The sequence below is a fragment of the Acinetobacter sp. AOR34_HL genome, from assembly GCF_027854795.1.
Classification (GTDB): Bacteria; Pseudomonadota; Gammaproteobacteria; order Pseudomonadales; family Moraxellaceae; genus Acinetobacter; species Acinetobacter junii.
The window spans coordinates 26,756-41,337 of the sequence record NZ_JAKTID010000080.1 but is presented as its reverse complement, the minus strand read 5'-3'; the positions used below and the strand labels follow the sequence as shown (position 1 = coordinate 41,337).

The window sequence follows — 14,582 nt, the reverse complement described above, 5'->3', positions numbered from 1 at the left end:
ATGCAGCTCCTATCTAGCCCCAAATTCGCGAAGCGATTTGGTAAGTAAAGAAAGACATCAAATAAGCCAAACCAAATAAATATGCGGTCATCACAGCCACATGTTTCCAAGAACCTGTTTCTCTACGCACCGTTGCCAAAGTTGCTAAACAATGTGGCGCATAAACAAACCACACCAGCAAAGACAGCCCTGTAGCTAAAGACCAACCTGTTCCATCTGCACTAATTAAATGAGCCAAGCCTTGGGCAACAGCTTCATCATCAGCTCCAGATAAGGCATATACTGTTCCCAGTGCAGCAACAACTACTTCACGTGCTGCCATCGCTGGAATAAGTGCAATACATATCTGCCAGTTGAATCCCACTGGGGCAAAAATAGGCTGCATTAAATGCCCCAACATACCAGCAAAACTATAATCAATCGCAGGTTGAGTGGCACCTTCAGGCGCTTGTGGGAAAGTACATAAAAACCAAAGTAAAATCGAAAGCGCGAAGATAATTCCACCCACGCGTTTTAAGAAGATTTTTCCACGATCTAATAAACCAATGCCGACACCTTTTAAATCGGGAATACGATAGCTTGGCAACTCTAATAAAAGCGCATGTTGTGATTTATCTTTTTGCAAAAATTTCATCACAAATGAAACACATAATGCGCTAACAATACCCGCCATATATAGACCAAACAACACTAAACCTTGAAGATTAAAGATTCCCCAAACGGTCTGAGCTGGAATAAAAGCTGCAATCAATAAAGCATATACAGGTAGACGAGCTGAACAAGTCATTAATGGCGCGACCAAAATCGTCGTGAAACGATCACGGGGATCACTAATACTTCGAGTAGCCATAATACCCGGAACAGCGCAAGCAAAACTTGAAAGCAATGGAATAAACGCACGACCACTCAAACCTGCTTTAAACATCAATTTATCAAGCAAGAACGCAGCACGAGGTAGATATCCAGATTCTTCTAAGACTAAAATGAAGAAGAACAGGATCAGAATTTGTGGCAAAAACACCACTACGCCACCAGCACCTGCAATAATCCCATCAACCACTAAACTTTGTAAAAGCGGTTGACTGATATGAGCACCTAATGTTTCACCAAGCCATCCAAAGAATGTTTCAATTCCATCCATAAATGGTGCCGCCCAAGCGAATACAGCTTGGAAAACGATGAACATCATCACCGCTAGACTGAGCAAACCCAACACTGGATGCAAGAAGATTTTATCAAGGAAATCTGTACGTTTATCTTCCTGATCTACGAAATTCACGACATCTTTGAAAATGGTTTCAATTTTCTGATGATGCTCACCAGTCAAACCACTCAGCTCGGTCTGCGGAACGGTATATTTCCCTTGATCAAGTGCATGTAATAAATTTTCGATTCCTGAATTACGTACAGCAACCGTCTCAACCACAGGTACACCTAAACGTTGAGATAATTTTTGTGTATTGATTTGAATACCTCGACGACGTGCTTCATCCATCATATTCAAAACCACGAGGATCGGACGACCAAGCTCAATAATTTCTAATACGAGACCAAGATGTAGTTTTAAGTTCGTCGCATCTACCACACACAAGAAAGCGTCTTGCTGACCTTCCTCAGCTATTTTACCTTGGCAGACGTCACGGGTAATTGCTTCATCGGGACTAGTTGCTTGTAAACTATAAGTTCCTGGCAAATCTAGAACACGAACATTTTTACCTGATGGCAGCTGAAAATGTCCGACTTTACGTTCAACCGTAACACCCGCATAGTTTGCTACTTTCTGGCGGGTACCAGTTAAATGATTGAATAAAGATGTTTTACCGCAGTTTGGATTTCCCACAAGGGCAACACGAAGCGCATCACTCATGTAGGTACTCCTTCCAGCTGAATTTCAATTTTATCGGCTTCAGATTTGCGCAGAGCAAAACGGGTAAAACCTATTTGGATTAGAATCGGGTCACCACCAAAAACACCTTTGGTAATCACTTGAACTTGTGCGCCAGGCACAAAACCCAAACTCTCAAGACGTATCGCTACCAGATCTGGTTCATCATTATCATTCACTAGGCGATTCACTTGCGTGATTTTCGCTGTTTGTTTGACTTTTAATGCTGACAATCGCACCGTTTCTAACCCATATCTCTTTTGCACGTAGTATACAAGCAAATGAGAATAATTACCAAAAGCAATCTCAGTGGCATTTAGTCTTGTCACAGATCGACAACAAATACTTTTTCTTTTACAGTGCAATAGATGAAAGGATTTAAGCTGTTATGTTAAATAAAAAACCTCGTATTCCTGCTGCTGTAAAAATCCCTGAACATTTAAGTTTTTTACATGGATTTCGTGATTATTTAGTTGCACAAACAGTAAGTCCACATACTCGTAATGCCTATTTGTCTGATTTAATTCAATGTAGTGACTTGCACGACACAGTGGTACTTACTGAGTGGTCAAGTGATGATATTGCCGATGTACTGATCGCGCTGACCAAACATGGCAAAAGCCCACGCTCCATTGCTCGGTGTTTATCAGCTTTACGGCAATTTTTTAAATTTCTCAGAGAACAAAAACTTAGAGATGATAATCCTGTTGCGACACATCAATCCCCTAAGATTGGTCGATCATTACCTAAAGATTTATCAGAGCATGATGTTGAAGCACTGATAAATGCACCAGATATCAGTACCGCTTTGGGTTTACGTGATCGAGCCATGCTTGAAGTTTTATATGCTTGTGGTCTACGTGTTACAGAACTACTGAATTTACGTTTAGAGTTAATAAATTTAAAACAAGGCTTCTTACGTATTACAGGTAAAGGAAACAAAGAGCGTCTTGTCCCGCTAGGTCAATACGCATGTGAATGGGTCGAGAAATACTTATCAAAATCCCGTCCACAGCTTTATAAAAGTAATACCGATTATTTATTTCTTACCCAACATGGCGGAATCATGAGTCGGCAAAACTTTTGGTACGCGATCAAACGCTATGCTTTACAGGCCAATATATCTGCAGAATTATCCCCGCATACCCTGAGACATGCGTTTGCCACACATTTACTCAATCACGGCGCTGATCTGCGTGTAGTACAAATGCTACTCGGTCATAGCGATCTTTCAACCACACAAATTTATACGCATGTCGCTCAACATCGAATGCAAGAGCTGCATAGCAAACATCATCCAAGAGGTTAAACCGACCGTTTATCTATGACGCATTCAACAAGTTGATTGAGTTCACAAAGCTTAAGCAAGATTTAACGAAGTCAGATGTTTTTTTTGCTATGCTTAGACCCTTAATACAAATGAATACGTAGAAAAAAGGTTCTTTATGGTGTTTACTCGGTCTAAGCTTGCACTTGCTTGTGCATTAGCATCAACTTTATTAGTTAGTGCCTGCTCAAAAGAAAATTCAGCACAAAAACAAGATGCTCTTACAGCAACAGCGCCTGCTACGGGTGAAGCATCAACCTTAAGTGAGCGAAACGCGCAACAACGCTTAGTCTCAACCTTAGAAAAGCATCTTAAAACTGCAAATATCAACGCTAAAATTATTGCAGTTAAAAAAACAGAAGTTCCTAATCTATTCTGGGTGAGTCTAGAAGGCATGGGTTCTGTTTATGCCACTAGTGATGGTCAATACATCATCCAAGGCGATGTGATCCGTTTAGGCGACAAACAGCTACAAAATGTTAGCGAAGCTCTGCAAGCTACAGAAAATAAAAAACATTTAGCAGCACTCAAAACTGAAGATTTAATTGTTTACCCAGCGGAAGGCGGTAAAGCTAAGCATGTGATTTATGTCTTTACCGATTCAAGCTGCCCGTACTGTCACAAGCTGCATGAACATTTACCTGAAATTAATGCCAAAGGTATTGAAGTTCGTTATATCGCATGGCCACGTGGTGAGCAGTTTATGCCTACGATGCAAGCAATTTGGTGCAGTGAAGATCGCAAAGCTGCATTTGATCAAGCATCACAAGGTCTTCCTGTTGCTGCAGCAGAATGTAAAAACCCTGTACGTGATCAATATCAGTTAGGTTTAAACATGGGCGTTAATGGCACACCAGCAATTTATAACGTTGACGGCGAATATCTTGGTGGATATATGACACCAGAAGAAATCATTAAACGACTCGAAAAATAAATCCTCACAGCAACTCCACAAAGCGACTTGGGCGACAGATTAAAGATGATCTTAGCCCTAGTGTCTGCGCACTTTTTTAGCTATGATCAAGCTTCATTAAAATGATTGAATAAAATGGAGTGTGACGTGAAACCAGTTCGTCTGGCGATACTCGGTCTTGGTACTGTAGGTGGTGGAGCCCTTAAATTATTACAAGAAAATGCTGCTGAAATTAAACGCCGTACTGGTCGAGAAATTCAAATTACACACGTAGGCACCCGCCGTCCACGTCCAGATCTACAACTCGAAGGCATTAAACAAAGCTCAGATCTCATGGAGATCGTGCGTCAACCTGATGTTGATGTAGTCGTTGAAGTCATGGGTGGCATTCATCCTGCTTATGAAGTCATCATGGAAGCCATTAAGCATGGCAAGCAAGTTGTTACAGCAAACAAAGCTTTACTCGCAGAACATGGTAATGAGCTATTCAAAGCAGCAGAAGACAATGCCGTGCAAATTGCTTATGAAGCGGCTGTTGCTGGTGGTATCCCAATTATTAAAGTCATCCGTGAAGGTTTAGCAGCTAACCATATCGAATGGCTTGCAGGCATCATCAACGGTACAGGTAACTTCATTCTGACTGAAATGCGTGAAAAAGGTCGTGCATTTGATGATGTTCTCAAAGAAGCTCAAGAGCTTGGCTATGCTGAAGCAGATCCGACATTTGATGTTGAAGGGATTGATGCTGCACACAAACTGACGATTTTGGCATCTTGTGCGTTTGGTATTCCACTTCAATTCGATAAGGTTTATACCGAAGGCATTAGTAAAATCACAGCTCAAGATGTGAAATATGCTGAAGAACTTGGCTTCCGTATCAAACATTTAGGTATTGCGCGTCGTGCTGAAAAAGGCATTGAGTTACGTGTACACCCAACCTTGATTCCTGCTGAAGAATTGATCGCAAACGTGAATGGCGTAAAAAATGCGGTACTTGTTCAAGCAAATGCGGTGGGTCCAACATTGTACTATGGTGCTGGTGCAGGCGCAGGACCAACAGCTTCAGCAGTTGTAGCAGATGTGATTGATATTGTTCGAGATATCTCATACACCGAAGACGGCGCTGGAACAATCCCTCAACTTGCATTCGAGGCGCTTACAAATGTACCAATCCTAAGCCGTGAAGAAATGACAACGGGATATTACATTCGTTTAAATGCAGAAGACCAAACTGGTGTGCTCGCTGATGTCACTAGCATTCTCAGCCGTTCAGGTATTAGTATTGATGCGATCATGCAACAATCTCGCCTCAAAGACCTCATCCCAATCGTGATTTTGACTGATCCAATTGTTGAATCAAAAATGGATGAAGCTCTTGCTCAAATTCAAGCATTACCAGCTATTCGTGGCGAAATCGTAAGAATTCGTTTAGAATCGCTCGATAGTTAATCAGGTTGAGGGAAAATGCCTTCCCTCACCCCGCTCTACCTCATATTGGAACACCATCATGTCGAATGCCAATCGTTATACTGGTCTTGTAGATCGTTATCGTGACCGTTTACCTGTGTCTGCAACTACACGTGCAATTTCTTTAGGCGAAGGAAATACTCCTCTTATTAAACTAGAGAACATTCCACGTATTATTGGCAAAGACGTTGAAATCTATGTGAAGTACGAAGGTCTTAACCCAACAGGTTCATTCAAAGACCGTGGTATGACGATGGCTGTAACCAAAGCGGTTGAAGAAGGCTCGAAGGCAATTATCTGTGCATCAACAGGGAATACTTCAGCTGCAGCAGCGGCATATGCAGCACGTGCAGGAATTAAAGCATTCGTTTTGATTCCTGAAGGCAAAATTGCAATGGGTAAAATGGCTCAAGCAATGATGTACGGTGCAATCACCATGCAAATCCGCGGTAACTTCGATGACGGTATGCGTCTAGTAAAAGAAGTAGCAGATCAAGCGCCTGTGACTATCGTAAATTCAATCAATCCTTACCGTTTACAAGGCCAAAAAACCATTGCGTACGAAATTGTTGAAGCTCTAGGGCGTGCACCTGACTACCACTGTTTACCAGTAGGTAACGCAGGGAATATCACTGCACACTGGATGGGTTATACAGAAGCATTAGCAAATCAACCTGCTGATCAGTTCGAACAAGTCATCTATGATGCAGCAACAGATCAATTCACTGGTCCTAAACCTGAAGGCTTACCAACGATGGTTGGTTATCAAGCTTCTGGTGCAGCGCCATTCTTACGTGGTGCTCCAGTGGAAAGTCCTGAAACCGTTGCAACGGCTATTCGTATTGGTAATCCACAAAGCTGGAATCATGCAAAAGCAGTTGTACGTGATTCGAAAGGTTGGTTCGATGAACTTCAAGATAGCGAAATTCTTGAAGCTCAACGCTTACTTTCTATGTATGAAGGTGTTTTCGTAGAGCCAGCTTCTGCTGCTTCTATCGGTGGTGCTATTCGTGACATCAAAGCAGGTAAAATTGCTGAAGGTTCTGTGATCGTATGTACAGTGACAGGTAACGGTTTGAAAGATCCAGATACAGCAATCAAACAATGTGCGGATGCTGTGATGTTATCCATCGATGCAACGATGGATCAAGTTAAAGATTCTATTCTTTCAAATATGTAAGAATAAATTTTTAGTAATAAAAAACCAGTTGCTTGCAACTGGTTTTTTATTAACTAGAACATGATTTTATTCTTCATATTCATAATCTTCATCATAGCTATATTGTTTCGCTAAGTATTTTTCAATTTTTTGAATTTCTTCTAGACTAATTTCCTTAATTTCAAACAAAGGCTGCTTCAATAGCGAATTCACAGCATACAATGCTTCATCTTGCCAAGCATCAATGACAAGGGTTTGTTTTGCTTCATCATAACTTAAACCAGATCGTGTACTAATCATTGCTTGCAATAAAATCGGTTGGGCTGAAAGTTGATCCAAGCTGCCTTTTATTTCAATTGCTGAATAATCATAATCAGCAAAAATATGCTCAACTTTAGATTTAAAAGCATCTAAACTTTCTGAATATATTAAACCCGCAAAGCATTCATCATGCTCCTCCACCCATTGTTGTTTTTTTACAGACCATAAACCATAAAACTTGACTTCATTTTCGAATTCAACCAATTGGAATTTTTGCATTCCAGCAAGCTGAATAAATTCAAAGGTATCATCGTCACTTAAACTTGCAGGTAATACATCGTCAGAAATATCCCCTTCTTCGCAAATATGTTCACCACAACGTGAATATACGAAGTCATCTAATTGCTGCAATAATGCTTCATCAGCATCAAAAAGGGATTCAACTTCATATAATGCAAAATCACGCGCTCCATCTATCTCAAGTTTTTTATAAGCTAATTCAGCCTGTTGCTTATTATCAAAAACATTCGCAATACGATTGCCAGCTACGTAGAAAACTTCATCGTTATAACCAAAATACTTGGCACGAATCACATATGTGCTCATTTTATTCCCGTAAAAATATATCGTTAAGTCGTTTGTTTTATTTGATGTAATGCTTGCGCACTCAGAGGAATTGCCATCCCATTGTCCATCCACAATTCAAAATGCATCGCATTAAAAAAATCAGCAGGGCTATAACGAATATTTCCCAAACTAGGCAGTGATCCCAATCGAGGTAAGATATCAAAAATAAACCAGCTATTATGTGTCAGTAATAAAGAATGTAATTTACCCGTCTGTGCTAATGGCGATAACATCATTTGCGAAAGTGTTTTATCCTTTACATAGTTAAGATGTAATTGTTCTAAATGTTGTTCAAAATTTTGGGGTAATTGTTTTACATCTATCGCATTTACAAAATCATGTAAGGTCGGAATAAAACGCTGTTGATAGTCCACTAACAAATGATCACGCTCACACAAATCTTTAACATCAACAGATTTGCCTGTACTCGTCACTAGACTATGCCCAAAGATCGGTACTACAACTGAGTTAATTCCCCATAAAGTATGCAAAACTCGGTGTCGTGCATCACTGCATAAGCTTTTGGTACTATCTATAAAAGCATGAATTTCATAGTAGTCTTCAGGCTCCCCACCCCAACGTTTTGCGGAAATCCGAGCATGTTGCATCGCATTCATGATTGAATGTCATCATTTATTGTAATGAATAAATATTACTCTATTTTTGATTTATTAATACATATAATTATTTGATAAAAGACAAGTTATGTCGTCTTTCTCTGATTTTTTAAAGACATAAAAAAGCTCTTCATAAAGAAGAGCTTTTAACAATCCAATGCTACTAAATACGTTTTGGTAGGGTAGCCACCCAATTTAATAGATTAGTCGCATCATTTGTACGTGCTTGAGAAGTTGAAGCCCCGAGCAATACGACAACAGCTGGACGAGAATTAACTGTGGTGTGCATCACTACACAACGTCCTGCCTCATTGATATAACCTGTTTTTGATAAGTTAATATTCCAACCACCATTACGTACTAATGCATTGGTATTATTAGACTTCAAAACACGATAGCCTAAATTAAAATCGTAAGTAGGTGTTGTTGAGAACTGACGAATCAAACCATATTGAGATGCAGCACTCACCAAAATACCTAAATCTCTAGCTGATGAAACATTATGTGGATCAAGGCCTGTAGATTCAGCATAACGCGTTGATGTCATACCTAGTTGTCTTGCTTTTGCATTCATCGCAGCCACAAACGCTGAACGGCCACCTGGATATGTACGAGCTAAAGCAGCAGCAGCAGGATTCTCAGATTTCATCAATGCGAAAAGCAGTAGTTCTGCACGATTCATCGTATCTCCGGCACGCAATGTAGAACTTGAGTTCTTACCACCAGCACCAGCGAAATCGATTTGTTGTAAGGTGATCTCTTCCGACATGTCTAAACGAGCATCAGCTGTCACAACTGCGGTCATGACTTTAGTAATCGATGCAATTGGAACTGCTAAGCTACTATTTTTACTGTACAGTACTTCACCAGTTTGTGCATCCATGACTAATGCTGCACGTGCATTGACAGAGGGTTGATTGCTATACCCGAAAGTGTCACGTATTTGTACGCTCTTTTGAGGCGCCGTTGATGAAGTAATGGAAGCAGAGCCACTCCCTCGTAAAATTGTCGTGACTGAAGTTGAACCTTGTGGGCTAATCTCAGTCTCATCATCTTCCAGAAATTGACTGACATCATTTGCAGACCAACTAATCGAAGCTGACGAACTGCCCGCACTCGGAGATACTGAATTGTTATTCACTAATTCAGCAAAACTTGTTGAACTCCACGCCAACAAGATCGACATGCTTAACACATGCAAGACAGATTTTTTAGAATTTTTCACGACACAATACTCAACTCAGGACGCTGTACATTTGCGCTTACTATCATTATGCCTTACATTTGAACAAATCGGGTAAAGCTTTTGTAGACACAATTGTGTACAACTATTCTCTAATCACAAAGAATAGGATTGCTAATTTTGTCGTTTCATTGCAAGCTAATTTTGCTTTATGTAACAAAAAACCAGTTTTTTGAAAAAAAAGGAGGTCTTCTTGATCACTGTTCTAGTTGTTGATGATCATGAACTCGTACGCACAGGCATTTGCCGTATGTTAGAAGACCATCCAGATGTAGATGTTATTGGACAAGCTGAATCTGGCGAGGAAGCAATTGCATTGGTTCGTCAAAAACACCCTCAAGTGGTGTTGCTTGATGTCAATATGCCAGGTATTGGTGGCGTTGAAACTACTCGCCGACTACTCCAGTCAGCACCAGATACAAAAGTTATTGCTGTCAGTGGTTTAGCAGAAGAGCCCTACCCATCACTACTGCTCAAAGCAGGTGCTAAAGGTTATATTACCAAAGGTGCACCGATTTCGGAGATGGTTCGAGCGATCAATAAAGTCATGCAAGGTGGTAAATACTTCAGTGCTGATATTGCAGAGCAGTTAGCTAGCTCATATCTTTCAGATACTCAACAATCCCCATTTGATTCGCTTTCAGAACGTGAAATGCAAGTCGCGATGATGGTCGTTAACTGTATTAGTGCTCAGGAAATTGCCGATAAATTGTTTGTAAGCGTTAAAACTGTCAATACTTATCGTTATCGTATTTTTGAAAAACTTGGGATTGATAGTGATGTCAAACTCACACACTTAGCGATTCGATACGGTCTTATTAAACCTTAAGAAAAGTGATCACATATGCTGGGCAAAATAGCCTCTTCCGTCTCCCAAACCGTCTATAAGCTTGGTATTTGGTATAGTGGATATCGGCTGATTATCTCTATCAGCCTTTTGCTCATTTATTTATTAACGGCTGAGCAATTAGCCTCAGACTATGATTACCCTTTTTTATATTTCTATACACTGATTTGCTTTATTGCATTTAGTATTTTCCAGCTTTTTTTACTCAAAATACTTCCAGTACAAGTCACTAAACAGCTCATTTTAATTTTTCTTATTGATGTGATTTGTTTAGCGTTGATTACTTTCTCTGCGGGGGGGCCAAACTTACAATTAAGTTTGCTGTACGTAATCGTAATCTTTTCTTCTGCAATTCTACTAAACTCTCAGCTCTCGCTGATCGTGACACTTTTTGCTGTCATTATGGTGGTTTATCAACGTTTTATTGGCGATTTCTTTAACTACAATAACTTAAATCATTTAAGTAATAGTATCTTTCTCGCTTTTTTATTCTTTGTTGTGCATGCTATTGGACGTATTGCAGTACAACGTTTTAAAATTTTAGAGACGTTGACATTCCATCAATCCATAGAGATTCATCAACTTCAAAATATCAACCGCTACATCCTTGAACAGATTGAAGATGGTTATCTCGTTCTAGATGAAAGTAACCATATTGTTTTAAGCAATCCTGCTGCCAATACTTTACTTGGAATTAACGTTCCTGTTTCTACTGAGAAAACACCTTTAATAAAATGGCAACCTGATCTTTTTGAGCTGATCAAATTTAGTGAGCTAAAAGATGGTGAGGAATTTAGTTTTGAATCACAACTTAGCCCATACACGGTCAATGTTAGAGTCAAACATTTAATTGTTCCTGAACAGCCCCTATTCTTATTGATCCTGAAAGATGCCCAAAAACTTACTCAACAGGTTCAACAATTAAAATTGGCGGCTTTAGGACAACTTTCTGCAAGTATTGCACACGAAATCAGAAACCCACTTGCAGCTATTGTACAAGCCAATGAATTACTTAAGGGTAGCGATATCCATCAGCAAGATATGCTATCTCGAATGATTAGCAAACAGGCAAAAAGGATCGATAGCATCATTCAAGATACTTTGGGAATGGCACGCAATAAACCTACTGAACCACAAATTATTCAATTAACAGAATTTTTTGAAACATTATTAAATGAAGATTTAGCAGATGTTAAATCTAAGATCCGAATCAGTTTGCCTGAAAATTTAACGATCATGTTTGATGAAAAACAATTAAGACAAGTGTTAATCAATCTTATTCGTAATGCTATAAGACACAATGCACCTGAAGCAGAATATATTGAAGTGAATATTCATCTAAATGATGGTCGCACCCGAATAGATGTGATTGATTTTGGTACAGGTGTTGCAAAAAGAGATATTTCTCAGTTATTCAAACCATTTTTTAGTACCGAAATTAAAGGAACTGGTTTAGGATTGTACTTGTCTCATAGTTTTTGTGAGGCAAATCATGCAAAGCTCAATTATATAGAGCAACAACAAGGAGCATGTTTCAGGATTGAATGCTCAAAAATTCATTGATTAAATTAGGTTTTTCGGGGAAATGGCAACTAAACAACCTCTCGTCTTACTCGTAGACGATGAAGAAGACTTGTGTCTTCTTATGCAAATGACGCTCGCACGTATGGGAATCAAAACTCATCTTGCATATCGTGTGGAGCAAGCCAAAAAATTCTTTACCGAGTTTCAGTACGATGCATGTCTAACCGATCTTAATCTTCCAGATGGAAATGGTCTTGATCTCGTTAAACATGTGACTCAAAACTATCCAAACACACCCATCGCTGTTCTTACTGCTTACGGAAATATGGACATTGCAATTGCAGCACTGAAAGCTGGAGCGTTTGACTTTGTTAGCAAACCAGTGAATCAGACACATCTTGATCAACTGATTCAAAAAGCTTTAAACCGCCCTCAACCCGAACAAGAGGCGGTAGAAACAGCCTTAGAAAACAAATTGCTGATTGGGCGTTCAACACCTATTCAACAATTACGGATCGCTTTAAAAAAGATTGCCCGTTCACAAGCACCTGTTTTTATTACAGGTGAATCAGGAACAGGAAAAGAAGTTGTTGCGAACTTAGTTCATCGTTTAAGTAATCGCAGCGAAGGACCTTTCATTGCCATCAACTGTGGTGCTATTCCAACAGAATTAATGGAAAGCGAATTATTCGGTCATAAAAAAGGCAGCTTTACAGGTGCAACACAAGATAAACAAGGTCTTATCTTATCGGCACACGGTGGCAGCCTTTTTTTAGATGAAATCGCAGAACTTCCCTTAAACATGCAAGTAAAACTTTTACGTGCAGTACAAGAGAAAAAAATTCGTCCAGTTGGATCAGATCAAGAAATTGATGTGGATTTCCGTGTGATTAGTGCCAGCCACCAAGATTTAGAACTCTTGGTTCAGCAAGGTCGCTTTAGACAAGATTTATTCTTCCGCATTCATGTGATGGATATCGTATTGCCCCCACTTCGTGAGCGTGGTCAAGATATCTTAATTCTGGCAAATCATTTTATTCAAAAGATTAGCCAAGAATGGGAGTTACCTGTTAAATCCCTCACCACACGTGCAGAGCAATTCCTCTTGCAGCAATATTTTCCAGGTAACGTTCGCGAACTTCGAAACATTATTGAACGTGCAATCACTCTCAGTGATGATGAAACCATTGATTTGGCTCATTTGCAAACTGCACCTCTGCGTAGCTCAATCAGTATTCCTTCAAATGCTTATGTTCAGTCAGATGAAAGTGAAATAACGCTGCAAAGTGCGAGTCCAAACCCAAGCTCTAAAAAATTACCGCCAGAAGGTTTGGAACGCTATTTAGAAAATATTGAAAAAGAAGTGTTATTGAATGCTTTAAATCTCACCCACTGGAATCGAACGCTAGCAGCAAAAAAACTTGGAATGACCTTCCGATCTTTACGCTATCGTTTGAAAAAGTTCGGTTTAGATACTGAGGATGATGAGTAATCTTCGAATAAAAAAGCCCCATAAAGTTTGGGGCTTTTTTTAGATTTTGCTTTTTAAAGTCAACTCTGCCACATGTTCTAGATATGAATCTTCCCTTGTTTCAGGCGACAAGGGATAGGTTTGATGAGGCTGAATCCCTTGACCTTCAATCATATGTCCTTCAGGCGTATAATAATGAGAAACAGTCATTTGTAAGGCGGCTCCGCTAGGAAGTGGAAAAAGCTTTTGCACCACGCCTTTTCCATAACTATTTTCACCAATTACCCACGCTCTTTTATGCTCTTTTAATGCAGCAGTAAATACTTCAGCAGCTGATGCGGAACGATGATTAATCAAAATTCCTACTTTTAGATTTTGAAAGTCATTTGAAGGAAGTGCTTGAAATTGTTGATCTCCCTCAGAACGACTTTTTGTCGTCACGATCAAACCTTGGTTTAAAAATAAATCGGCTGACTCAACAGCAGCGGATAACAATCCACCTGGATTATTACGTAAATCCAAAACAACAGCTTTCAAACGATTTGAACTATATTCATCAATAATTCTTTTGATTTCATTTGCAGTGTCTTGTTGAAAGACACGAATTTTTAAAACTAAAACTTGATTGTGCAGTAACTCAGGTTCGATATCCGTTTCAACTTTTTTGTTTCTGACTAAGATGATAGTACTCGTGCTATTTTCAGCTTGTATTTGTACTGTACTTCCGATGGACCCATAAAGTAAGCCGAGAACTTGATCTTGATTTAGATTTTTTAATTCTTGATTATCAATTTTTAAAATTGTCTGCCCATTTCGCAAACCCAATTTATTTGAATCAGAACCTGTTTTTAAATCTTGAATCTGCCATGCGCGCATATGCGTGTCGTAATTCAAATTAAAATCAACTGATGCTAAATCACCTTCGGTATATTGAATGAGTTGGCGATATTCTTCTGCAGAAAGATAACGAGAATAACGATCTAGACCACTGACTAGACCTTGTATGGATTGTTGGAACAAAGCATCATCAGATTTTTTATCGACGTAATTGTCCTTCACAATGCTATAGATTTGAACAAACTGTTGAATTGATTCTATCGGAACTTCGGCACTACGAGATTCAGGATTCTCATCCCACTCATGTGTATGTGAGATCGGCGCAGCAAAGGATGAATATCCCCCACACATCAACAAACTAGCAAATAATGCGCGATATATGTTGTTGTGTGGGGTCATTCTCT

At 39.5% G+C, this 14,582-nt stretch carries 13 protein-coding genes; 7 read left to right on the top strand and 6 right to left on the bottom strand.

What is annotated here, in order from left to right:
- Window positions 1-13 precede the first annotated feature (13 nt).
- Both feoB and MKL32_RS13555 read right to left on the bottom strand, forming a co-directional pair.
- Window positions 14-1,867 (bottom strand): ferrous iron transporter B, encoded by a 1,854-nt coding sequence (gene feoB / locus MKL32_RS13560; RefSeq protein ID WP_270900654.1) that lies wholly within the window; start codon window positions 1,865-1,867, stop codon window positions 14-16.
- On the bottom strand, window positions 1,864-2,124 hold the full coding sequence (locus MKL32_RS13555) for a FeoA family protein (RefSeq protein WP_270900659.1): 261 nt from the start codon (window positions 2,122-2,124) through the stop codon (window positions 1,864-1,866). Before MKL32_RS13555 ends, feoB begins: the two co-directional genes overlap by 4 nt.
- Before the next feature lie 149 nt (window positions 2,125-2,273).
- Between MKL32_RS13555 and xerD the strand changes: the two genes are divergently transcribed.
- The 4 genes from xerD to thrC all read left to right on the top strand — a co-directional run bounded on the left by xerD (window position 2,274) and on the right by thrC (window position 6,772).
- On the top strand, window positions 2,274-3,194 hold the full coding sequence (gene xerD, locus MKL32_RS13550) for a site-specific tyrosine recombinase XerD (protein WP_270900653.1): 921 nt from the start codon (window positions 2,274-2,276) through the stop codon (window positions 3,192-3,194).
- A 136-nt stretch (window positions 3,195-3,330) separates the two neighbouring features.
- Complete coding sequence (locus tag MKL32_RS13545; RefSeq protein ID WP_004917009.1) at window positions 3,331-4,146, top strand: DsbC family protein; 816 nt, start codon at window positions 3,331-3,333, stop codon at window positions 4,144-4,146.
- 126 nt (window positions 4,147-4,272) lie between these two features.
- Entirely contained in the window at window positions 4,273-5,574 is a 1,302-nt protein-coding gene (locus MKL32_RS13540) for a homoserine dehydrogenase (RefSeq protein ID WP_004917010.1), read from the top strand.
- 58 nt (window positions 5,575-5,632) lie between these two features.
- Complete coding sequence (thrC, locus tag MKL32_RS13535) at window positions 5,633-6,772, top strand: threonine synthase (RefSeq protein ID WP_042892793.1); 1,140 nt, start codon at window positions 5,633-5,635, stop codon at window positions 6,770-6,772.
- A 66-nt stretch (window positions 6,773-6,838) separates the two neighbouring features.
- On the opposite strand, the gene MKL32_RS13530 is transcribed toward thrC, so the two are convergent.
- From MKL32_RS13530 to pbpG, 3 genes are all read right to left on the bottom strand, one after another.
- Window positions 6,839-7,618, bottom strand: a complete 780-nt coding sequence (locus MKL32_RS13530; RefSeq protein ID WP_042892788.1) for a hypothetical protein — start codon at window positions 7,616-7,618, stop codon at window positions 6,839-6,841.
- A gap of 23 nt (window positions 7,619-7,641) precedes the next feature.
- Entirely contained in the window at window positions 7,642-8,256 is a 615-nt protein-coding gene (locus tag MKL32_RS13525) for a DUF6915 family protein (RefSeq protein WP_004957343.1), read from the bottom strand.
- Between the two features lie 163 nt (window positions 8,257-8,419).
- Window positions 8,420-9,481: a D-alanyl-D-alanine endopeptidase PBP7/8 gene (pbpG, locus tag MKL32_RS13520; protein WP_125272421.1), complete on the bottom strand. Its 1,062-nt coding sequence runs from the start codon at window positions 9,479-9,481 to the stop codon at window positions 8,420-8,422.
- 211 nt (window positions 9,482-9,692) lie between these two features.
- Between pbpG and gacA the strand changes: the two genes are divergently transcribed.
- The 3 genes from gacA to MKL32_RS13505 are packed head-to-tail and all read left to right on the top strand — an operon-like array spanning window position 9,693 to window position 13,362.
- Window positions 9,693-10,328 carry a response regulator transcription factor GacA gene (gene gacA, locus MKL32_RS13515; protein ID WP_004957336.1) on the top strand — a complete coding sequence of 212 codons (636 nt, stop codon included), beginning with the start codon at window positions 9,693-9,695 and terminating at the stop codon, window positions 10,326-10,328.
- 15 nt (window positions 10,329-10,343) lie between these two features.
- Window positions 10,344-11,909, top strand: a complete 1,566-nt coding sequence (locus MKL32_RS13510) for a sensor histidine kinase (protein WP_112987268.1) — start codon at window positions 10,344-10,346, stop codon at window positions 11,907-11,909.
- A 22-nt stretch (window positions 11,910-11,931) separates the two neighbouring features.
- A complete protein-coding gene (locus tag MKL32_RS13505) occupies window positions 11,932-13,362 on the top strand; it encodes a sigma-54-dependent transcriptional regulator (protein ID WP_004958496.1) in 1,431 nt (476 codons plus the stop codon).
- A 39-nt stretch (window positions 13,363-13,401) separates the two neighbouring features.
- Here the strand turns inward: MKL32_RS13505 and MKL32_RS13500 are convergent, their stop codons facing one another.
- A complete protein-coding gene (locus tag MKL32_RS13500; RefSeq protein WP_212387878.1) occupies window positions 13,402-14,577 on the bottom strand; it encodes a S41 family peptidase in 1,176 nt (391 codons plus the stop codon).
- Window positions 14,578-14,582: the final 5 nt, after the last annotated feature.

Excerpts from the sequence above, each read along its gene's own strand:
- feoB (WP_270900654.1), bottom strand. The coding sequence starts at position 1,867 with ATGAGTGATGCGCTTCGTGTTGCCCTTGTGGGAAATCCAAACTGCGGT.
- xerD (WP_270900653.1), top strand. The coding sequence starts at position 2,274 with ATGTTAAATAAAAAACCTCGTATTCCTGCTGCTGTAAAAATCCCTGAA.
- MKL32_RS13545 (WP_004917009.1), top strand. The coding sequence starts at position 3,331 with ATGGTGTTTACTCGGTCTAAGCTTGCACTTGCTTGTGCATTAGCATCA.
- thrC (WP_042892793.1), top strand. The coding sequence starts at position 5,633 with ATGTCGAATGCCAATCGTTATACTGGTCTTGTAGATCGTTATCGTGAC.
- MKL32_RS13530 (WP_042892788.1), bottom strand. The coding sequence starts at position 7,618 with ATGAGCACATATGTGATTCGTGCCAAGTATTTTGGTTATAACGATGAA.
- MKL32_RS13525 (WP_004957343.1), bottom strand. The coding sequence starts at position 8,256 with ATGAATGCGATGCAACATGCTCGGATTTCCGCAAAACGTTGGGGTGGG.
- MKL32_RS13510 (WP_112987268.1), top strand. The coding sequence starts at position 10,344 with ATGCTGGGCAAAATAGCCTCTTCCGTCTCCCAAACCGTCTATAAGCTT.
- MKL32_RS13505 (WP_004958496.1), top strand. The coding sequence starts at position 11,932 with ATGGCAACTAAACAACCTCTCGTCTTACTCGTAGACGATGAAGAAGAC.
- MKL32_RS13500 (WP_212387878.1), bottom strand. The coding sequence starts at position 14,577 with ATGACCCCACACAACAACATATATCGCGCATTATTTGCTAGTTTGTTG.